16 protein-coding genes are annotated in these 20,441 nt (G+C 54.0%); 15 read left to right on the top strand and 1 reads right to left on the bottom strand.

The features are described 5' to 3' along the window. Positions 1 to 10 precede the first annotated feature (10 nt). The 11 genes from secG (at position 11) to BU251_RS03940 (ending at position 13,408) form a co-directional block, all read left to right on the top strand. Positions 11 to 448 carry a preprotein translocase subunit SecG gene (gene secG, locus BU251_RS03985; protein WP_128699602.1) on the top strand — a complete coding sequence of 146 codons (438 nt, stop codon included), beginning with the start codon at positions 11 to 13 and terminating at the stop codon, positions 446 to 448. Then, on the top strand, positions 438 to 1,589 hold the full coding sequence (locus tag BU251_RS03980) for an MFS transporter (protein WP_128699601.1): 1,152 nt from the start codon (positions 438 to 440) through the stop codon (positions 1,587 to 1,589). The genes secG and BU251_RS03980 overlap by 11 nt, the downstream gene beginning before the upstream one ends. Positions 1,590 to 1,856: 267 nt before the next feature. Next, complete coding sequence (locus BU251_RS03975; protein WP_128699600.1) at positions 1,857 to 4,070, top strand: tetratricopeptide repeat protein; 2,214 nt, start codon at positions 1,857 to 1,859, stop codon at positions 4,068 to 4,070. Between the two features lie 50 nt (positions 4,071 to 4,120). Further along, entirely contained in the window at positions 4,121 to 4,729 is a 609-nt protein-coding gene (locus BU251_RS03970) for a MarC family protein (RefSeq protein ID WP_128699599.1), read from the top strand. A gap of 2 nt (positions 4,730 to 4,731) precedes the next feature. After that, positions 4,732 to 5,955 carry a glucose-1-phosphate adenylyltransferase gene (glgC, locus tag BU251_RS03965; protein WP_128699598.1) on the top strand — a complete coding sequence of 408 codons (1,224 nt, stop codon included), beginning with the start codon at positions 4,732 to 4,734 and terminating at the stop codon, positions 5,953 to 5,955. After that, complete coding sequence (locus BU251_RS09415) at positions 5,952 to 6,128, top strand: hypothetical protein (RefSeq protein WP_164908852.1); 177 nt, start codon at positions 5,952 to 5,954, stop codon at positions 6,126 to 6,128. Before glgC ends, BU251_RS09415 begins: the two co-directional genes overlap by 4 nt. 131 nt (positions 6,129 to 6,259) lie before the next feature. After that, the gene (locus BU251_RS03960) at positions 6,260 to 6,718 is read left to right on the top strand and encodes an N-acetyltransferase (RefSeq protein ID WP_128699597.1); all 459 of its coding nucleotides are present in this window, start codon (positions 6,260 to 6,262) and stop codon (positions 6,716 to 6,718) included. A gap of 30 nt (positions 6,719 to 6,748) precedes the next feature. Then, positions 6,749 to 7,903, top strand: coding sequence for an acyl-CoA dehydrogenase family protein (locus tag BU251_RS03955; RefSeq protein WP_128699596.1), 1,155 nt, complete (start codon positions 6,749 to 6,751; stop codon positions 7,901 to 7,903). A gap of 224 nt (positions 7,904 to 8,127) precedes the next feature. Next, positions 8,128 to 8,910, top strand: coding sequence for an electron transfer flavoprotein subunit beta/FixA family protein (locus BU251_RS03950; protein WP_128699595.1), 783 nt, complete (start codon positions 8,128 to 8,130; stop codon positions 8,908 to 8,910). A gap of 10 nt (positions 8,911 to 8,920) precedes the next feature. Further along, positions 8,921 to 10,114, top strand: coding sequence for an electron transfer flavoprotein subunit alpha (locus BU251_RS03945; RefSeq protein ID WP_128699594.1), 1,194 nt, complete (start codon positions 8,921 to 8,923; stop codon positions 10,112 to 10,114). A 12-nt stretch (positions 10,115 to 10,126) separates the two neighbouring features. Continuing rightward, positions 10,127 to 13,408: a chromosome segregation SMC family protein gene (locus BU251_RS03940; RefSeq protein ID WP_128699593.1), complete on the top strand. Its 3,282-nt coding sequence runs from the start codon at positions 10,127 to 10,129 to the stop codon at positions 13,406 to 13,408. Between the two features lie 39 nt (positions 13,409 to 13,447). Here BU251_RS03940 and BU251_RS03935 read toward each other — a convergent pair whose 3' ends face one another. Then, positions 13,448 to 14,653 carry a sensor domain-containing diguanylate cyclase gene (locus BU251_RS03935; protein ID WP_128699592.1) on the bottom strand — a complete coding sequence of 402 codons (1,206 nt, stop codon included), beginning with the start codon at positions 14,651 to 14,653 and terminating at the stop codon, positions 13,448 to 13,450. Between the two features lie 341 nt (positions 14,654 to 14,994). Between BU251_RS03935 and BU251_RS03930 the strand changes: the two genes are divergently transcribed. From BU251_RS03930 to rpoD, 4 genes are all read left to right on the top strand, one after another. Continuing rightward, positions 14,995 to 15,558, top strand: a complete 564-nt coding sequence (locus tag BU251_RS03930; RefSeq protein WP_128699591.1) for a CvpA family protein — start codon at positions 14,995 to 14,997, stop codon at positions 15,556 to 15,558. A gap of 55 nt (positions 15,559 to 15,613) precedes the next feature. Continuing rightward, the gene (locus BU251_RS03925; RefSeq protein WP_128699590.1) at positions 15,614 to 16,612 is read left to right on the top strand and encodes an NGG1p interacting factor NIF3; all 999 of its coding nucleotides are present in this window, start codon (positions 15,614 to 15,616) and stop codon (positions 16,610 to 16,612) included. A 389-nt stretch (positions 16,613 to 17,001) separates the two neighbouring features. Further along, the gene (gene dnaG / locus BU251_RS03920) at positions 17,002 to 18,843 is read left to right on the top strand and encodes a DNA primase (protein ID WP_128699589.1); all 1,842 of its coding nucleotides are present in this window, start codon (positions 17,002 to 17,004) and stop codon (positions 18,841 to 18,843) included. A gap of 16 nt (positions 18,844 to 18,859) precedes the next feature. Further along, positions 18,860 to 20,416: an RNA polymerase sigma factor RpoD gene (gene rpoD, locus BU251_RS03915; RefSeq protein WP_128699588.1), complete on the top strand. Its 1,557-nt coding sequence runs from the start codon at positions 18,860 to 18,862 to the stop codon at positions 20,414 to 20,416. Positions 20,417 to 20,441 lie beyond the last annotated feature (25 nt).

Below are 20,441 nucleotides of genomic sequence, written 5' to 3'. Positions count from 1 at the left end.
GTCCAAGTTTATGTTCGCGCTCATCATCACCATCCATATCACCGCCTGCACCCTTCTTATCCTGATCGTCCTCGTCCAGCAGGGGCGGGGAGGGGGGCTCATCGAAACGTTTTCGTCGGCCGAGTCCATCTTCGGGACAAAAACAAGCTCGTTCCTCGTGAAATCCACAACGGTCCTGGCGATCGTATTTTTCTTTACATGCCTGTCGCTGGCGTTCATGTCCATCCAGAAAAGCCGCTCACTGGTAGAACGTTACCTGCCGACCGCTCCCGCGGCTCAGGCTCCTGCGCAGACGCCGGATTCAAAGGCGGCAACGGCCCCGGCGCAGGCCCAGGCCCCCGCGCCGGCCCAACAGACAACGCCAGCAACCCCGGCACCGGCAGTCGCGGCCGAAACTCCAAAGACGCCGGCACCGGCTGCCCCAAATCCGCCGGGAAATGAACAATAGGTTATTACGGGTCTTCTGCCTCAGCAGCGCTGTTTACTTCACGCAAGGCATTGAAACACTCCCTTCCCAGGGTCTTTTTTATTATCTGAAGGAATCATTAAAATTCACGCCGGAAAAGATCATGCTCATTTCCGGCGTGATCACTTTCGCCTGGCTCGTCAAGCCCGCCATAGGATACATCGTAGACAATTTCCTGAACAAAAAGATATGGATCCTTATTTCCCTGTCGTGCAGCGCGCTTTTGGCGGCCGTGATAGGATCCAACCATCTCCCCCTGGCCTTCCTCGTCGGAATGCTTATCGTCAGCTCTGCCTGGGCCGCCTTCAGGGATGTGTCTGTCGACGGCATCATGTGCGTCGAAGGCAAACAACACAACGCCACCGGAAAAATCCAGAGCGTGCAGTGGATATCCATCTCTGTCGCAACACTCATCACCGGCATAGGAGGAGGCTACATTGCCGAAAAGTGGGACTATACGACAGGATATCTTTGCCTGATCCCCGTCTACATCATTGCGGGGGCCTTCGCATATTTTTATAACGCAGGAGAACCCATCCGCAGGGAGACGGCCTCGAAATTCATCCAGGACATGAAAACGTTGCTCGGTTCACGAAGGCTCGTGTGGGCAGGACTGTTCGTTTTCCTGTATCAGTTTGCGCCGTCGTTCGGCACGCCGCTCTTGTTCGTCCAGAAAGATGTCTTCAAATGGAGCAAGGTCTGGATCGGAGCGCTGGGCACCATCGGCACGGTGTTCGCCGTCATCGGGGCTTTGCTGTATTTCAAATTCAGCCAGAAGATAAACCTCAAAAAATGGCTGTTTTTCTCGGTCTTCCTGGGCGCGGCGACGACCTTGAGCTATCTTCATTACACGCCGGCCACGGCTGTCGCCTACGATATCGTCTATAGCCTCATGGGCATGTTCGTCTTCCTCATGATCCTGGATTTCATGGCCAGGAACTCCATCCCGGGGTTGGAAGCCGCCTCGTTTGCCCTCTTGACCAGCCTCAGCAATCTGGCCGTTGTGGCGAGCAATTTTTGCGGCGCCTTCCTGTTGCCCGTCTTGGGCCTGCAGGGACTTATCGTCATGTCATCCGCGGCGAGCTTCCTATGCCTCTTCATCATTCCCAAAATCATCGTCTAGCCATCCTTAATCCCTTGGTCAGAATTCCCTGCCCGCCTGGGGCGGACGAGGCTATGCCTGTGGACGGGTTATGCCTGCGGCCTTAGCCGCGAACATAACCATGGCGGATCGGGACGTCGCCCCACGGAGAGCCCCTGACTGAAAGTCAGTGGCAGGCCCGAAGGGCAAGGCGGGGCTCCAGAGAAAATAAATTATTCTCATGGAAGGAAGGCGGTGCGCTTTGGTATAATACTAACAATTCATATATCTACTGCCGCTTTTGACCACATGATACCAAATCCAGCACGCATCAAATATTCCGTAGATTTCATCCTTAACAGGCTGCTTATCCTGTTGTTCTTCGTCATCCTGTCCGTCTATTGTTCCAGGGAAGTCTCCGATCTCGACATCTGGCTGCACCTCAAGACCGGCGAGATCATCGTCAAGACAGGCCTTGTCCCTCTCAACGATATTTTCTCCTTCACCATGGCGGGCAAGCCGTGGATCAATCACGAATGGCTCTTCCAACTGCTGGCGTTCCTCAGTTTCCTGACAGGGGGGGCCGATGGATTGATCCTCATGCAAAACATCGTCGTTGCCGCAACATTTCTTTTGCTTTTGTTCTTCGGCATCAGACGCGGCCATCCTGTTTTTGTCTTTGTCATTCTCTACCTGGCGATGCTGACGATGGCCTACAGGTTCACCATCCGCCCCGACATCTTCAGCCTTTTCTTTCTCGCCCTTTATTTTTTCATCCTCAAGGAATATAAAAAGCGAAAACATGTCCTCGTCTGGTCGTTGCCCGTCTTGCAGGCAGTCTGGGTCAACATGCACGGCTTCTCTTTTCTGGGCCCTGTCCTCATTCTGATAGACCTCGCCGCCGAACTCATCCAACGGGTTGTCCCGCTTCCCGGGGAGTGGAAGGACAACCGGAGAATGACGAAAGCCCAGATCCACACCCTTATCGTCGTCTTCCTGCTCATGCTTGCGGCATCCCTGCTCAATCCTCACGGCCTGAAAGGAGCAGAATATCCCCTGGCCGTCCTGGGACAGATCAGCCAGAAAGGAAGGGTCGTCTTCCAATACATCCAGGAACTGGCCCGACCCATCTCCTGGTCCAATATCCTGGACTTTCACAGGTTCCTCTATTATAAAGTCCTCATTCTCGTCTCGTTTTTCAGTTTCCGCGTCAACTATCGCCGCACCTCGATTCAAAACATCCTGCTGTGGCTCTTTTTCCTCGTTTTCTCTCTGCTGGCGGTACGCAACATCGCCTATTTCGCCATCGCGGCGGTTTTCATCATCTTCGACAATGTCGACAGCGCATTCAAAAACGGCACTCCGTTGCCGCGTTTTACCTCCCGCGCCTGGGGGACGATCGCCTTCTACGCGTTTGTCCTGTTCTTGTTCTATTATCCGACGAAGGGCGCGTTGCAATATCTGGAAACGGCCAGCTTCGATTTCCACACCTACCGATTGAAATCGGAACTCTGGGGGATCGCCCGCAACCGCTATCCAGAGGAAGCCGTCCGTTTTCTTTTAGGCCATCCGTTTCCCGAACACATGTTCAACGATTTCAACTCCGGGTCGTATCTCGTCGGTCAGACCTACCCCAAGCGCCGCGTCTTCATCGACGGCCGCACAGAACTCTACGGCCCTGAATTTTTTATGAACTACGTCAAGGCGGGAGAGGGCAGGAGAGAAACGATCGAGATGCTCGTCGACCGCTATCACATCAAGGGTTTTTTCCTAAGTAATCCTCAGCGCGACCTCCATGTCGGGCTGATCCGCTATCTTTACAAGAGCCCTCAATGGATCTGCGTCTATTTCGATGATGCCGCGCTCATCTTCGTGCGCGATGTTCCCGAAAACGCCTCTTTGATCAAAGCCTTCCGCGTCAATTTCAAATCCTGGAAACCTCCCGTCGTCGATCTCCTGCGCATCGGCATCGCCCAACGCTATCCCGCCCCCGCCTTAAAACGCGCGCACCTCCTGAGCATCCTGGAGTGCCACGAGGCCGCCTGGAAAGAAGCCCGGGCCGCGCTGGACATCATGCCGAACAATGCGGAGGCATTCAAGTATGCGGAAGATTATTATTTCGAGAGGAAAGATTATCTGCAGGCCTATAAATATGCCCGCCTCAATCTCATCTACGGCGGCGCACAACCATGGATGCGCGCCCGGCTGGCGCTCATCTATGCCCGCATGAAAGACGACCAGAAAGCCGAGAAAGTGATTTCGGCGGTCCTCAAGGACCATCCGGACTTTGCTCAAGGATATTATGTCCAGGCCATGATCCTCAAGGACAAAGACCCGAAGCGCGCCATCGAAGCCTTGCGCCGGGCCGTAAAACTCGCGCCCAAGGAATCCCGATACGCCGAAACCTTAGGAAACATGTTGCGGGACCAAGGGGAAACCCAAGAAGCCCTGAAATACTGGAAGGCCGCCTACGAATATGACGGCGCAAATCCTGAACTTAAAGCTCTGGCCCAGGGCGGTTGAACATCAGTTTTTTCTTGTTTTCCTGGCATTTTTTTGTATAATATAAATCTATGCTAATTAATATTTTTAAACTATATCTTGTTACGTTCGTGCCGATCTTCCTGGCCGTCGACATCATCGGCACGGTCCCCATTTATCTGGGAATGACGGAGAACCTCTCCAACAAGCAGAAAAAACGCCTGCTGGCCGAATCCATCCTGACGGCGACGCTGCTCGCCGTCATCTTCGGACTTCTGGGAAAGCTCATCCTCCGGGGACTGGGCATCACGATCGACGACTTCAGGATCGCCGGCGGCATCCTGCTTTTCATCATTTCGGTCTATCTCTTGCTTCCGGGAAAATCCAGGGAATTTACCAGCCAGTCGCTGTATGAAGACATCGGTATCTGCCCCCTCGCGACGCCTCTCATCACGGGACCGGCCGTTCTTGTCACGACCATGATGCTCCTGGATGCCTTCGGAGCGCTGATCACCATGACGTCGCTCATCCTCAATATGCTTCTGGCATGGCTCGTCCTGCGTTTCTCCGACGTCCTGATCACCATCCTAGGAAAATCGGGGATCAAGGCCATTTCAAAGATCAGCTATATCTTCTTGGCCGCCATCGGTGTCATGATCGTCCGGCTCGGGATCGCAGGCTTCATTTATTCGCTCAAATAGGCATGATACCTAACGTTGTCACGTTTATTCTGGCGGGGGGCAAGGGTGAACGGCTTTTCCCGCTCACCAAAGACCGCGCCAAGCCCGCCGTTCCTTTTGGCGGCGTCTACCGCATCATCGACATCACGCTCTCCAACTGCATCAATTCTGGCCTGCGCAAGATCCATACGCTCATCCAGTACAAGTCCATCTCACTCCAGCGCCACCTGCGCCTGGGGTGGAATTTTTTCAACAACGAAGTGAACGAATATATCGACGTCATCCCGGCGCAGCAGAGGGTCGGTTACAGCTGGTACCTGGGAACAGCCGATGCGATTTACCAGAACATCTATACCATCGAACAGGAAAAACCCGAACTGGTCCTGATCCTGGCCGGCGATCATATCTATAAAATGAACTATGCCCGCATGATCGACTTCCATCGCGTCAGCGATGCCGACATGACCGTCGCTGTCGTCGAGCTCGCCAAGGAATTGTCACCGGGCTTGGGTGTCATCCAGACGGATCTCACCGGCCGCATTCTCGGTTTTCAGGAAAAACCGAAGGCCCCAAAAACAATCCCCGGCAAGGACGACAAGATCTATGCCTCCATGGGCATCTATCTTTTCAAGCGCGACGTCCTGGAAGAAGAACTCATCGAAGATGCGCGCAAGGATACATCGCACGATTTCGGCAAGGACATCATTCCCCAGATGCTCAAAAAGAACAGGCGGATCTTCGCGTATCTTTTCCAAGACGAAAACAAGAAAGAATCCCTCTATTGGAGAGACATCGGCACCTTGGACGCCTATTACGAAGCCAATATGGACTTGATCGAAGTGACGCCGATCTTCAATCTCTATGACAAGGCCTGGCCGATCCGCACATATCAGGAACAATTCCCGCCGGCCAAGACGGTCTTTGCCGGAGAAGAAAACCCCGATCGCATGGGCCTGATCCTCGATTCGCTGGTTTCCGGCGGATGTATCGTCTCGGGAGGCCGGGTCCAGCGATCGATTTTGTCTCCCAATGTACGCGTCAACAGTTACAGCGAAGTCCATGACTCGATCCTGCTGGAAGGCGTCAATGTCGGCCGGTATGCCAAAATCCGCCGGGCGATCATCGACAAAGACATCAATATCCCTCCGGGAACGATCATCGGCTACGATCACCAGAAGGACAAAAAACGCTTTACGATCTCCGACAACGGGATCGTCGTGGTCGCCAAAGGCACGGAGATTAAATGAAGACACAATTTATGGAACGGAGTGAACTTGAATTGCTGTCTGAATTAAACCCAGCACTAATTTTGCAGACAGTCATCGTTGATAAAAAATCTACCTTTTGTTTTTGTGCAACAAAACCCAGCGGCAAAATTAATGCTGGGTTTAATTCGCGCAAATCATTTACGGCCGCGTAACAACAATGCAAAGATGCCGTAAATGATGCGCTCAGTGAAGCCTCCCTGGTCTTTAGACCAGGGCTTCCTCCTGAGCAGAAGGCGAAACACCCCTGCCCGCCTTGGCCAAAGGCAGGTGCGAAGGATCAAAAATGATCAGAAAAGCAGGGATCGGAGACGCCAAGACCATCCAAAAACTCATCAATGCCTTTGCCAGCCAAGACCTGATGCTGCCCAGGTCCCTCAATGAGATATTTGAAAACATCCGTGACTTCTGGGTCGCCCTGGATCCCAACGGCCGCGTCGTCGGCTGTGCCGCCCTGCACATCGTCGGCTGGGATAACCTGGCAGAGATCAAATCCCTGGCCGTCCACAAAAAATTCCAAAAAAAAGGATTCGGCGCGCTCTTGATGCGGTCATTGCTTGAGGAAGCCGCCGGGCTGGAAATCGAGAAGGTTTTTGCGTTATCCTATCAGCCGAAATTCTTCAAAAAATTCGGTTTCAGGACCGTCCCGAAGTCAAGGCTGCCGCACAAGATCTGGGCCGAATGCTGCCATTGCCCCAAATTCCCGAATTGCGGCGAGATTGCCCTGGTCAAAACAATCGGATAGCACAGAACAACACAAGAAAGGAATGCACTCATGGATTACCTGCTCAATGAACAACAAATCATGATCCGCGACCTCTGTCGTCAGATTGCGCAGGAGAAGATCGCGCCCGTCGCCGCCGAATACGACAAAACAGAAGAATTCCCCTGGCCCATCGTCAAGCTCCTGGCCCAGGCGGATCTTTTCGGCGTCTCCATCCCCGTCGAATACGGCGGATTGGGAGGAGGGGTATTGGAAACCTGTATTGCGACCGAAGAGCTATCCAAAGCCTGCGGCGGCATCACGCTGTGCTTCGCTGCGTCTTATCTCGGCTTGGATCCGATCCTTTTGTTCGGCAACGACGAACAGAAGAAAAAATACCTGCCGGACCTCGCCGCCGGCAAAAAACTCGCCGCTTTTGCCGTCACGGAACCTGCCGCGGGCTCGGACGCCAGCGCCATCCAGACGACGGCGAAAAAGAAAGGCGAACATTACGTCTTGAACGGCATGAAACATTTCATCACCAACGGCGGTGACGCCGACACCTATGTCGTTATTGCCATGACCGACAAGACCAAAGGGGCCCGCGGAGCCACGGCCTTTATCCTGGAGAAGGGAATGAAGGGCTTTACCTTCGGCAAAAAGGAAGACAAGCTCGGCATTCGCGCCTCTTCGACGCGAGAATTGATCTTTACGGACTGCGAGGTGCCCAAAGAAAACATCCTGGGTAAAGAAGGTCTGGGCTTCATCGTCACGATGAAGACATTCGACGTCTCCCGTCCCGGCGTCGCCTCTCAGGCCCTTGGCATCGCCGCCGGCGCCCTGGAGTCCGCCGTCAAATATTCCAAAGAAAGGCTCCAGTTCGGCAAGCCGATCTCCAGTTTCCAGGGCATCCAATGGATGCTGGCGGATATGGCCACACAGGTGGAAGCCGCGCGCGCCCTGATCTATGCGACGGCGCGCATGATCGATTCCGGCGCCAAGGATGTTTCCAAGTATTCCGCCATGGCCAAGCTTTTCGCCTCGGATGTGGCCATGAAAGTCACGACCGATGCCGTCCAGATCTTCGGCGGCTACGGTTACATCAAAGAATACCCTGCTGAAAAAAGGATGCGCGACGCCAAGATCACGCAGATCTATGAAGGGACAAACCAGATCCAGCGCAACATCATTGCCTTGCAGCTGATCAAGGAGATGGCAAAGAGCTGACGGCCGCTGGAAGAACACAACGGAAGCCCTTAGAAAAGTCTCAAAGAAGAAACAGACAACTTTGTCCTTTCCTGATCACAGCCATTCTCGTCCGGCTGACGATACCCCGGCGACAAAGAAGTATCTGTTGAAAGGCGTTAAGCTTTGCAGTAAACTAAACCAGTACTTTTTGCCCGCAACGGGCCACACCCCGTTGCAGCCCAAATAACCACAACCGGCATCCCATGAACATCATCATCTGTATCAAACAGGTCCCGGACACGGCGGACGTCAAAATCAACCCTGAAACCAACACCCTCGTGCGCGAAGGGGTGCAATCGATTATCAACCCTTTCGATATGTATGCGATCGAAGAGGGTCTGCGTCTCAAAGAACAGTTCAATGGAAAGGCGACGGTCGTCACGATGGGACCGCCGCAGGCGGAAAGCGCGCTGCGTGAAGCGATTTCCATGGGCATTGATGAGGCCGTGCTCATCTGCGACAGGGCCTTTGCCGGCGCCGACACCCTAGCCACGAGCTATACGTTGGCGGCGGCGATCAAGAAACTCGGCGATTTCTCCATCATCCTCTGCGGCAAGCAGGCTTCCGACGGCGACACGGCCCAGGTCGGACCCGGCATCTCGACGCACCTCGACATCCCCCAGGTCACTTATGTCAAAAGGATCGAGTCCATCAAGAACGGCGTCGCCGTCGTCGAACGCATGACGGAAGAAGGCTATGATATCGTCGAAACACCCCTGCCGTGTCTGCTGACCGTCGTCAAAGAGATCAACGAACCCCGCACGCCGTCGCTCAAAGGAAAGATGCGTGCCAAGAGCGCCAAGATCCAGCTATTGAGTGCACAAATGCTCGATTGCGAAGCCGCTCGCCTGGGGCTCAAGGGCTCCCCGACGCAGGTCGTCAAGATCTTTTCGCCGGAGCGGCGCAAGGGCGGCGAGGTCTACCAGGGACCCGTGGAAGAATCCGTTGAAAAAATAGCTGCCGTCATCAAATCACTCATCCCTTAAAAGAGGCACCATGTCTTTGATCATCAATAAAGAGAAATGCGTCGGATGCACCTTGTGCGTCAAGGCCTGTCCCTTTGGCGCTCTTTATATGGAAAACAAGAAAGCCGTTGTGCGTCCTGAACAATGCACCTTGTGCGGCGCTTGCGTCGAGGCGTGCAAATTCGATGTCATCTCGATCAAGAGAGAAAAAACGGCTCAGGCCGATGCCCAAGCGCGGGGCGTCTGGGTCTTCTGCGAACAGAAGCGCGGCGTCGTTCAATCCGTCAGTTTCGAACTCCTCGGCAAAGGCCGCGAGCTTGCGAACAAGCTGGGCTGCGAACTCTGCGGCGTGCTCATCGGCCACGATATCGAATCCAAGAGCCAGGACATCATCCAGAGGGGGGCGGACACGGTTTACGTCGTCGACCACCCTCAGCTGAAACACTACGTGGACGACGCCTACACGGCCGTCCTCGTGCGGCTGATCAAAAAATACAAGCCGGAGATCGTCCTGTGCGGCGCGACATCGATCGGCCGCTCCCTGATATCGCGTGTCGCCGTCAAGATCCACACAGGGCTGACGGCCGACTGCACGGGTCTGGATATCGATCCACACAAAAAGATCCTCCTGCAGACGCGGCCGGCCTTCGGCGGCAACATCATGGCCACCATCATCACGCCCAACCACAGGCCGCAGATGGCGACAGTCCGGCACAAGGTGATGAAAGAAGCGGTCCTCGATCCTTCACGCCACGGAAAGCTCGTCAAGGAAAATTTTGAGGATAACGTCTATGTTTCGAGGACAAAAATCCTTGATATCATCGAAGACGTCTCAGCGACTGTCAACATCGCCGAAGCCGACATCATCGTCTCCGGAGGCAGGGGCATAAAAGGACCGGAAAACTTCAAGATCATAGAAGAGCTTGCGGAAGTCCTCAACGGCGCCGTCGGCGCCTCGCGCGCGGCGGTGGACTCCGGCTGGATCCCCTATTCTCATCAAGTGGGACAAACCGGCAAAACAGTCTGCCCAAGCATCTATATCGCCTGCGGCATCTCCGGCCAGATCCAGCACTTGGTCGGCATGCAGTCGTCCAAGACAATCATCGCCATCAACAACGACCCTGGGGCGCCGATCTTCCAGATTGCCTCCTACGGAATTGTCGGCGATCTCTTTGAGGTCGTGCCGCTGTTGACGAAGACGCTAAGAGAAAAGTTAAGAAAATAGGCGGCTTAAACCATGTATTTCAAAAAACTTGAGATCGCCGGTTTCAAATCTTTTGCCGAAAAGACGGTTCTGCATTTCGAACCCGGTATCACTGCCATCGTCGGCCCCAACGGCTGCGGAAAAAGCAATATCTTCGATTCCATGCGCTGGTGCCTGGGCGAACAATCCATCAAATCCCTGCGCGGCGCCAAGATGGAAGACGTCATTTTCAACGGCACGGAGAACGTTCCCGCCCAGAACATGGCGGAGGTATCCCTCACGATCTCCAACGAAGCCAAGATCCTGCCCATCGACTACGACGAAGTCACGATCACCCGGCGGCTCTTTCGGTCCGGGGAGAGCGAATATCTCATCAACAACAACACCGTCCGTCTCAAAGACATCAACGAACTTCTGATGGGCACAGGCATCGGGGCCGAATCTTATTCTCTTGTCGAACAAGGCAAGATCGACCTTGTCATCAGCTCAAAACCGGAAGACAGGCGCCTGGTCTTCGACGAAGCGACAGGCGTCAGCAAATACAAAGTCAAGAAAAAAGAGGCGATGCGCAAACTCGAGGAAACGGACAACAACCTCCTGCGTGTCAACGACATCATTACGGAAGTCAAACGCCAGATAGGCTCCATCGAACGCCAGGCGAGCAAGGCGCGCCGTTATAAAGAGGTGTTTGAAAAACTTAAATCTTCGGAGATGGCCTTCGCAGCCATCGAACTCAAGACCATCAAGGGAGAGGCGGCGGTCGTGGGGGAAATGGCGAAAAAAGGGACGCAGGAAGAAGTCCAGTTCAATGCGGAACTCCAGACACTCGACGGCCGGCTCATGCGCCAGCAGCAGGAGCTGCAAGAACTCGACGGCCGCATCGCCGAAATGAAAGAAGAAATTTCAAGCCTTGAAAACAGTTCGACCACCTGCCGCCAGCACATCAACCTGAACATGGACCGCATGGGCGACCTGGGCCAGCGCATCCAGGTCCTGACCGGACAAGAACAGCAGCTGACGCCGAAGATCGCCTCTCATCAGGGCAACATCGACGAGCTCTCGGAACAACTGGCCCGCCTGAACGAAGTTTTCTCTGAAAAAGAGTCGCATTTTAAAGAAAGGGAGGCGCTTCTGGCCAAGATGGACGAAGACCTCAACCGCCTCCAGGCCGAAAACAAAGAACTCAAAAACAGGATCTTTGAGCTCAATCTCAACGAGACAAAAACCTCCAACTTGCTCAATGAAAACTCAAGCAGCCTCCACGGCTTATTGGCCCGCCAGAGGCGCCTGGAGACCGAAAAACTAAAAACCGAAGAAGAAAACGCCCAGCTCTTGAAGAATATCGAAGCCATGGGTCTGGAGATCTCCCAGGAAAAGACGAAGATCGAAGAAATACAGTCGCGCCTCACCGGCCTGAAGGCCGAACAGGCGAAGCGCGAAGCAGGGCTCAAAGAGATGGATGCACGCCTGCGCTCGCTCGAAAACGAAAAACTCGGCCTCCAGTCCCAAATCGAATTCCTGAAAGAACTCCGCCTCAAATACGACAGCATGCCCGAAGCCCAGCTGGGTACGCTGGAAATCCACGGTCCGATCGACGGCAAGATATCCGGGATCATCGCCCACGCCCGGGACATCGCCTACGACGAAAAAACAGCCACTACCCGCATCACCTGCGAGCTGAAGTTCATCTCTTTCGACCTCGAGGGGCTGGAACAACGCTCCAAAGACATTGATGCGGAAACCCAGAACCTGCGCGCCGAACTCTCCGCAAAAGAAAAAGAGCTCCTGCAGATTGTGGAGGACGCGCACAAAATCGATGAAGAGCTCCAACAGGAAAAATTCACCCTGACCAACAAGGAAGCCGTCAATACGAACCTGACCGAGAATGCCCGCAAGATCCAAGACGAGATTTCTGTCATTACCTTAGAACTCCAAGATGTGACGCAGGAACTTGGGACCGCCAAAGGCCGCGACGAGCAATACCGCAATGAACTCAATGTCCTATCTGCCGAACTGACGAGCTGCGACAACAAAATCACGCAAAATACCGAACAGGCGGTCAAGATCAGCGCAGAACGCGAGACCGTCCTGGTCGAGATCACGCAACTCAAGGCCGAACTGGACAACCAGAAAGCCAAAGAAGACGGCTTGCGGGCCAACCTCAAGCTTTTTGAAGACGCGCTCAACGCCGATAATCACACCCTGACGCTCGCGCGCCAGGAAATTGCGGAATCGCAGGAAAAGACCCGGCTTCTGGAAGAAGAAACCCAGAATCTGGAGATCAAGATCAAGGCCAATGAAGAGACTGTAAACAAAAAAAGCGAGGAGCTCAGGTCCCAGAGCCAACTGCGTATCGAAGAGGTCAACGCCATCGATTTCATCCAGAAACAAATCATGGACCTTGAGGAGAAGCTGGACCGCATCAAAGAAAGCATCCATCACTACCAGATGCAAGAACAAGAGATGCATTTCAAGCTCACCAACATCAAAAACAGGATCCTCTCGACATACAATGTCGACCTGGACGATGCGGCGACCGTCGCGCCGGAACCCGCCGAAGGCGTGGACGTCCAGGCGCTCCAGCAGGAGATCCAGTCCCTGAGGGAAAAGGTGGAATCTTTCGGGACGGTGAATCTGGTGGCCATCGAAGAACTGGAGGAATTAAAGAACCGTTTCGACTTCCTGACACAGCAGCAAAACGACCTCGTGACGGCCAAGGAATCGCTGAAAAACGCGATCCTCAAGATCAACCGCAACACGCGCAAGATGTTTTTGGAGACATTTCAGATCGTCGCCGAGGAATTCAAGAATTACTTCCGCCTCCTGTTCGGCGGGGGAGAGGCCAAGCTTTTTCTGATGGACGAAGAAGACGTCTTGGAATCCGGCATTGAGATCATCTGCCGGCCGCCCGGAAAGAAACTCCAGAACATCACGCTCCTCTCCGGCGGAGAAAAATCCCTGGCAGCCATCGCGCTGATCTTTGCCATTTTCAAGACCAAACCGTCGCCGTTCTGCGTCCTGGATGAGATCGACGCGGCGCTCGACGAGTCCAACATCGACCGCTTCAGCCGCATGCTGGGCGACTTCGCCAAAACCTCCCAGTTCATCACCATCACACACAACAAAAAAACCATCTCGCGCGCCAATGTGATGTACGGCATCACCATGGAACGCTCCGGCATGTCGAAGATCGTCTCCGTCAAGCTGCACGAAAACGCACAGGCCAAGGCCGCCGCCGCACCGGCGGAACCCCAGCCTCAACCGCAAGAAGACGCCAAAGAAAAAACTCCCGAGACTACCTCGGAAGCGGCGTAATCTTCCAAAACCCCATTCATCAGGCGTATTATTTTTGCCTTACGGCACAGGAGGGCAGGCAACCCGGTTCTTGCCCTGTTTCTTGGCATCGTAGAGCGCCGCATCGGCGGCCCGGATAAGCTCCAGCTTTGTCTTCCCGTTCTCAGGAAACGAGGCAACGCCGATGCTGACGGTGATCTTTTGGGAAGGATGGTCCGTACCTGTTGTGAAGGTGCACTGCTCGATATTCGCCCGGATGCGCTCGGCAACCACCAGGACATCTCTCTTGGCGGCATCCGGCAGGATCACAGCAAATTCCTCGCCGCCATAACGGCAGACCTTGTCGATTTTGCGGGACGACTCCATGATGATCTGGGAAATACGCGCAAGGATCTCGTCGCCCTTCTGGTGACCCCACGTGTCGTTATAATTCTTAAAATTATCGATATCGAGCATGATCAGGCTCAGATAAGACATGTGGTCCTTGGCACGCCGGAGCTCTTCGTCACAAACATACTGGAAATAACCATGGTTCCAAAGATCGGTGAGGGCGTCCTTATGGGCCTTGATCAAGGTGCGCTCATAAAGCTGTGAGTTTTCTATGGCCATGCCGGCCTGGTTGGCGAACATCATCAGGACCCGGATGTCGTCTTTGGTGATGGAACGTTTCGTAAAAATGTTATCAGCGACGATCAGGCCGTTCGACCTATCCTTGGCCTTCAGGGGAATCACGACGAATTCATCGGACGGGAAAATGGCGAAGAGAGGATCCCCCGTAAAGCTCTGAAGATTATCTTTCTTGAAATGGAAGGGCATACCGTCGTTGAACACTTTCGCCAGGATGCCGCCGTCCGGCTCTTTGACGGGCATACGGACGGATTTGACCTGGTTAAAAAATTTCGAACCTTTAATGACCTCATGCGTCTGGGCATAGGAATTGACAAGGTCATCCAGATCCATCTTCTGTTCGTCGATCAGCCTCCAAATGCGCTTGGCCTCTTCACCGTTGTCGGGGCCGATCCCGATGCGGCCTTCCAGGAATTTCGCGGAAGAATCCAGAAGAAAAAGCATGGCCCTGTTAAAGCCAAGGCCCGAATGCGAAGTGACTCCTGTCAAAATAATAAAAAGGATCTCATCCAGGGCAAGGGTCTTGTGCATGGCGTTGGAGATCTCATAGAGGGTCGAGAGCTCCTGTCTCGCCTTGGCCAGCTGCTCTAAAAGAACATCCTGATCGTTTATTGTCCTTGCCTTATCCTGATTTTCCATACGCGCAACTTTAACACATCTCCAGGGGGAAGTCAACCCCGTTAGAAAGGCAAAGTCTTTTCCAACAAATAACCGACAGGGGATTTTTCCTATGCAGCCGCCTTAAAACGACCACGCCCATGGGCGCGGCTTTGTAACGGGGCTGCCCGCGCGGGAAAACGACGTCTTCCAACGTAATCAAGGACGCTCCCTTGACAGGGCCGTATTCCTATGTTATACTTTCAAAAATTTTTAATTAAGGCACTTGTTCTTTTTGTTACGCATTGTCACGACATCACTTAGATATGCGCGGTTGAGCATGCTTTTGCCGCAAGGCATGACCGTTGGCATAAAAAGGTTTAATGCTCACAAAATACTTTATAGGTATCAACTGGGTCGATTTCCTGATGATTGCCGTTATCCTGCGCATGTGCTACATCGGCGTCAAGACAGGATTCATCGTAGAACTCTTCAAGCTCTTCAGTCTCTGGCTTGTCACAGTCACGGCCTTCCACGTCTATACGACCCCCTTATCGGACATGCTCAATCAAAAGCTCCCGGCCCTGCCCCTGGATGCCGGCGATGTCTTTGTCTTCATCGCGCTGGTCGTTCTGGTGACGCTGCTCATCCGCATCGTCCGCGAATCCTTCTTTCTCCTTATCAAGATCGAAGCCAAGAATGTCGTAGATAAGTGGGCCGGGCTCTTCATCGGTTTTGTAAGGGGGCTGTGGATCTGCAGCATCGGCCTCTTCATCATGACCATCTCAACGATCCAGTACCTGGAAGTGAGCGCCAAGTCGTCGCTGTTCGGACACAAGCTCATCGCTATGGCGCCGGCCATTTATAAAGGCAGCTACGAAGGGCTGATCGGCAAATTCTTCCCAGGAAAGCTCAATCCCGAACCTTTCAGGGCCATCGAACGCTAACCGCATCGCGCGGCCGCGGAACATATCGAAAAACAAATAAGGAGCCCCGCATAAGATGAAACTCCAAAAAATCTACGAATTCATCATCGCATCGGGCATCGAAGCAGACCCACGAGGCGCCAAAACCGTCCAGGAATGTCTTAAACAAACGAGCGAAGAATATGCCGCGCTCTCCGCAAAAGAAAAGGCGTGGTTTGACACAGACAAGCTGAAAAACCCCTATGACGACAGCCGGCTCCTCAACGGCCAGCCGGACAAAGAGATCAAGACCATCATGGCGGGCATCGATATCGACACATCCGAGCTCCTGCTCATCGACCGGCTCAACGAATCGGCACGCGGCGCAGGACGCCAAAAGATCGATCTGGCTTTAAGCCACCATCCTCAAGGAAAAGGCTTTGCCGGCCTTCACGAAGTGATGCGGATGCAGGCGGACATCTACGAACAGATCGGCATTCCCGTTAACGTAGCTGAAGGCCTTCTCGGAGAGCGCCTCAAAGAGGTCGGGCGCAGGATCCACGCAGCCAATCATCAACGGGCGGCCAACGCGGCCCAGCTTCTGGGAATCCCCTTCATCTGCGCGCATACGCCGGCGGACAACCACGCGGTCAGCTTCCTGCAAAAACTTTTTGATCGCAAGAAACCAAAACAGCTCAAAGACGTCATAGACCTTCTTTTAGATATAGACGAGTACAAGATCGCCGCCAAGAACAACAATCCGCCCGTCATCCTTTTCGGCGCACCCAGGAACAAAACAGGAAAGATCTTCGTTGACATGACAGGGGGGACCGAAGGGCCGAAAGATATCGCAGACCATCTCCTGGCTGCCGGCGTAGGGACCCTCGTAGGCATGCACGTCAGCGACGAATTCTACAAAAAGCTTCAAAGCAAGAACATCCATGTGATTGTGGCAGGGCACATCTCCTCCGACTCACTCGGCCTCAACCTGCTGTTGGACAAACTCGAAAAAAGCGGAAATCTGAAGGTCTTGTCCTGTTCCGGATTCACAAGAGTCAAAAGGTCAAGTGAAGCCCAGACTTACAGAACGAAGTGAATGTAAGTCGACGGCTGAGATTGACCCAGCACAAATTTTACTTATATTTTCAACAAGCCGATCGGTAAAATTGGTGCTGGGTTTAATTCGCGCATGCAGCTTATGTTCACTTGCCGCTACGCGGCAGTTCCATAAGTTGAGCGCTCAGTGAAGCCTCCCTGGTCTAAAGACCAGGGCTTCCTCCTGAGCAGAAGGCGAAACACCTGTGCCATTTTCCCACGAGGGAACACCGGCGCTATTCCTATAAAGCGCCAGGCGCCGATAAGTGCGGGGTGCAGCAGGACTTCACAACTGCATTTCCGCCACCACAGCTTAGGCGGACCCGCCGATCTTTAGGGGCGGGCATCCCACAGGTTAAAGCCGGGGATGCCTGCGAAGGATTAAAGGTAATGCCCAGACTGTATCCAGACAATCTTATCAGCGACGTCCTGGATCGCTGCAATATCGTCGAGCTTATCTCTTCGTATATCCCGCTCAAGCGGGCGGGGAGAAACTTCCGCGCCAACTGCCCCTTCCATGCCGAAAAGACGCCGTCGTTCATTGTCAGCACGGACAAGCAGATCTTCCATTGCTTCGGCTGCGGACAGGGAGGCAATGCCATCACCTTTGTCATGCAGTACGAAAAGGTGGGCTTCCGGGAAGCCCTGGAAACCGTGGCGCAGAGATGCGGCATCCCTTTGCCGGAACCAGAGCTGACGCCATCCCAGAAAGGCAGGGAAGACAACAGAAAAACCCTCCAAGGTCTCTACGAACAGGCGGCATCGTTCTACCACGCCCGCCTTTTCCAGGCCTCCGACGCTAAAAACGCCAGGAATTATCTGGCCGGCAGGGGCATTTCCAAGGAAACGGCCCAGCGCTTCCGCCTGGGACACGCGCCCGAAGGATGGGACAGCCTCATCGCTCATTTCAAATCGCAGAAAGTCTCCCTTGCGGCGCTGGACAAGTCGGGGCTGATCGTCGCCAAGGAAAACGGCGGCTATTACGACCGGTACCGCAACAGGATCATGTTCCCGATTGCCGATATCAAAGGCCGCGTCATCGCTTTCGGCGGCCGCGTTCTGGATGATTCGCTGCCCAAATACATCAATTCTCCGGAAACAGCCGTCTACATCAAAGGAAAAAACCTCTTCGGCCTGGATGTCTCCAAAGAATACATCCGGCAGGCAGACCAGGTCGTCGTCGTCGAAGGATATCTCGACATGATCGTCCCTTTCGAGGCGGGCGTCAAAAACATTGTCGCCTCCCTGGGAACCGCCCTGACCGAAGACCAGATCCGCCTGATCAAGCGCTTCACGAACCGCGTCGTTCTGCTCTACGACCCTGATGCGGCAGGGGAAATGGCAACGCTGCGCGCCCTGGAACTGCTCATCAAAGAAGACATGGATATCCGCATCGCAAGCCTTCCCAAGGGAAAAGACCCAGACGCCTTCGTCAGGCATAACGGCGGCGGCGCCCTCAAAGAAATCATCGACAAAGCGCTGCCGATCTTTGACTACAAGCTGAATCTCCTGTTGGCCAAATATGACGCCAAGAGCACACACGGAAAAGACAAGATCGTACGCGAGATCCTGCCGACCATCCGGCACTTCAAACATCATACGACCCGCGCGGAATATGTAAAAAGAGCGGCGGCATCTGTCGGCGTCGACGAAGAAGCACTCCTGCAGGACCTGAAAAATATGACGGAGACGGCACGGCCGGCCGCTGCGCCGGACAACGACGCTCTCGCCTTCAGCGCCCTGGAACACCAGCGCCTGACGGAAATCCCGGTCACCGAAAGGATGCTCGTCAAGCTGATGCTCGAAGAGATGCACCTGATCGACCACCTGCGTCAACTCATCGAACCGTCCGATTTCGTTTCTGATGAATTGCGCAAGATCGTCACCTTCATCTTCGACTTTTTCGACCAAGGCAAGAATTTAAAACCGAACGTCCTCATGCATTATCTGGATGACGACGAGGCCATCAACATCATCGCGGAGCTTGCGGCGCTCGACATCCACAACTGTCCCGAAAAAGAAAAGCTTATCGAGGACTGCGTGCGGCGTCTCAAGCGCGACAAGATCCTGCATCGCTGCCAGGAGCTGCACAACCGTATCCGGGAGGCGCAAACATCGGGAGATGAAGGCAAGCTGCATCATCTCGTTCTCGAATACAACAATCTCATCAAAAAAAGGTCGGCTGAAACCGCAGGCTACGGAACTGCTGCGAAAAGCGATAGACACCCGTAAATGAGGAGAAACATATATGGAAAAGCCGGTTGTAAAGAAAAGTCTGGATAAGCTGATCGCGCTGGGCAAAAAGAAAGGTTACCTCACGTATGACGAGGTCAATGACGTCCTCCCGGAGGACATCGTTTCGTCGGATGATATCGACGAAGTCTTTGAAATGCTCAATGACGAAGACATCCAGATCGTCGACAATGAGCTGACGGAAGAAAAGCTCGAGGATATCTCGAAGACGGAGGAGCCCAAGGAGCTCGACGAGGTCGAAGACAGGCTCCTGCCGCTCGACGACCCCGTCAAGATGTACCTCAAACAGATGGGGAGGATCTCGCTGCTGTCCCGGGAAGACGAGCTTCGTCTCGCCAAAAAGATCGAAGAGACAGAGAACAACTTTCGCCAGCTTCTGCTATCCTCCCGGTTCGTCAAACATGCGGTCGTCCTCCTCATCAAGCAGGTCCTGACGAACGAGGTCCACATCGAGAACGTCGTTAAAGAAGACATCGCTATCAAGCGCGAAAAAACCCTCAAGAAATTTTCGACGACGCTCAAAAAACTCCTCAAAACAAAAAAGGACGATGCGACGGCGGCATATCTTTCCGACCTGAACCTAGCCACACCGGCCCTCGAAGACATCGTTCATCAAATGATCGGCCTGGTCAGGCAGGCCGATGCAGCCGACAGAGATCTTAAAAAAATCCGCGAGAAGAAATCAAAAGGCGACAGCCGCGCCTTGAGACAAAAAAAGAACAAGGCTTTAAGACAGATGGGCATGGTGCCTAAAAAGTTCAAGGAACAGCTCAAGCTCATCAAAATCCGGCACGCCCGGTTCCAGAGGGCCAAAAAGGCCCTGGTCGAAGCAAACCTCAGACTTGTCGTCAGCATCGCCAAGCGCTACACCAACCGCGGGCTGTCCTTCCTGGACCTCATCCAGGAAGGCAATATCGGCCTCATGAGGGCCGTCGAGAAATTCGAATACCGCAGGGGCTATAAATTCTCCACCTATGCGACATGGTGGATCCGCCAGGCCATCACGCGCTCGATCGCCGACCAGGCGCGGACCATCCGCATCCCCGTGCACATGACGGAGACCATCAATAAGATCATCCGCATCTCGCGCATCTTCGTCCAGGAGTACGGCCGCGAACCCTCTCCCGAGGAAATCGCCAAATCCATGCGCATGCCGCAGGACAAGATCAAAAACATCCTTAAGATCGCCCAGGAACCCATTTCCCTTCAGACGCCGATCGGCGACGAAGGCGACACGCATTTCGGAGATTTCATCGAAGACAAACGAGCCATCTCTCCGGCCAACGCCACCGTCCATGTCATGCTCAAAGACGAGATGAATTCCGCGCTCAATACGCTGACGGAAAGGGAAAAGAAGATCTTGATGCTCCGCTTCGGGATCTCCGACGGCGCTCCGAAGACGCTTGAGGAAGTCGGAAATGTCTTCAAGGTCACGCGCGAACGCGTCAGGCAGATCGAGGCCAAGGCCCTGCGCAAACTGAGACATCCGTCACGGTCCAGGAAGCTGCGGACTTTTCTCGACATGACCCTGGCGCACGAACGGGAATATTAATCCACCGGATACAGACGGGACGCCC

Origin of the sequence: Candidatus Velamenicoccus archaeovorus (genome assembly GCF_004102945.1) — a bacterium.
GTDB lineage: Bacteria > Omnitrophota > Gorgyraeia > Velamenicoccales > Velamenicoccaceae > Velamenicoccus > Velamenicoccus archaeovorus.
The sequence above is the reverse complement of the archived record's forward strand: the minus strand, read 5'-3'. Positions and strand labels throughout refer to the sequence as shown.

What these genes read in the sequence shown, in the direction of transcription:
- BU251_RS03975 (WP_128699600.1), top strand. Translation starts at nt 1,857, where the DNA reads ATGATACCAAATCCAGCACGCATCAAATATTCCGTAGATTTCATCCTT.
- BU251_RS03970 (WP_128699599.1), top strand. Translation starts at nt 4,121, where the DNA reads ATGCTAATTAATATTTTTAAACTATATCTTGTTACGTTCGTGCCGATC.
- secG (WP_128699602.1), top strand. Translation starts at nt 11, where the DNA reads ATGTTCGCGCTCATCATCACCATCCATATCACCGCCTGCACCCTTCTT.
- BU251_RS03950 (WP_128699595.1), top strand. Translation starts at nt 8,128, where the DNA reads ATGAACATCATCATCTGTATCAAACAGGTCCCGGACACGGCGGACGTC.
- rpoD (WP_128699588.1), top strand. Translation starts at nt 18,860, where the DNA reads ATGGAAAAGCCGGTTGTAAAGAAAAGTCTGGATAAGCTGATCGCGCTG.
- BU251_RS09415 (WP_164908852.1), top strand. Translation starts at nt 5,952, where the DNA reads ATGAAGACACAATTTATGGAACGGAGTGAACTTGAATTGCTGTCTGAA.
- BU251_RS03945 (WP_128699594.1), top strand. Translation starts at nt 8,921, where the DNA reads ATGTCTTTGATCATCAATAAAGAGAAATGCGTCGGATGCACCTTGTGC.
- glgC (WP_128699598.1), top strand. Translation starts at nt 4,732, where the DNA reads ATGATACCTAACGTTGTCACGTTTATTCTGGCGGGGGGCAAGGGTGAA.
- BU251_RS03960 (WP_128699597.1), top strand. Translation starts at nt 6,260, where the DNA reads ATGATCAGAAAAGCAGGGATCGGAGACGCCAAGACCATCCAAAAACTC.
- BU251_RS03940 (WP_128699593.1), top strand. Translation starts at nt 10,127, where the DNA reads ATGTATTTCAAAAAACTTGAGATCGCCGGTTTCAAATCTTTTGCCGAA.
- dnaG (WP_128699589.1), top strand. Translation starts at nt 17,002, where the DNA reads ATGCCCAGACTGTATCCAGACAATCTTATCAGCGACGTCCTGGATCGC.
- BU251_RS03930 (WP_128699591.1), top strand. Translation starts at nt 14,995, where the DNA reads ATGCTCACAAAATACTTTATAGGTATCAACTGGGTCGATTTCCTGATG.
- BU251_RS03955 (WP_128699596.1), top strand. Translation starts at nt 6,749, where the DNA reads ATGGATTACCTGCTCAATGAACAACAAATCATGATCCGCGACCTCTGT.
- BU251_RS03980 (WP_128699601.1), top strand. Translation starts at nt 438, where the DNA reads ATGAACAATAGGTTATTACGGGTCTTCTGCCTCAGCAGCGCTGTTTAC.
- BU251_RS03925 (WP_128699590.1), top strand. Translation starts at nt 15,614, where the DNA reads ATGAAACTCCAAAAAATCTACGAATTCATCATCGCATCGGGCATCGAA.
- BU251_RS03935 (WP_128699592.1), bottom strand. Translation starts at nt 14,653, where the DNA reads ATGGAAAATCAGGATAAGGCAAGGACAATAAACGATCAGGATGTTCTT.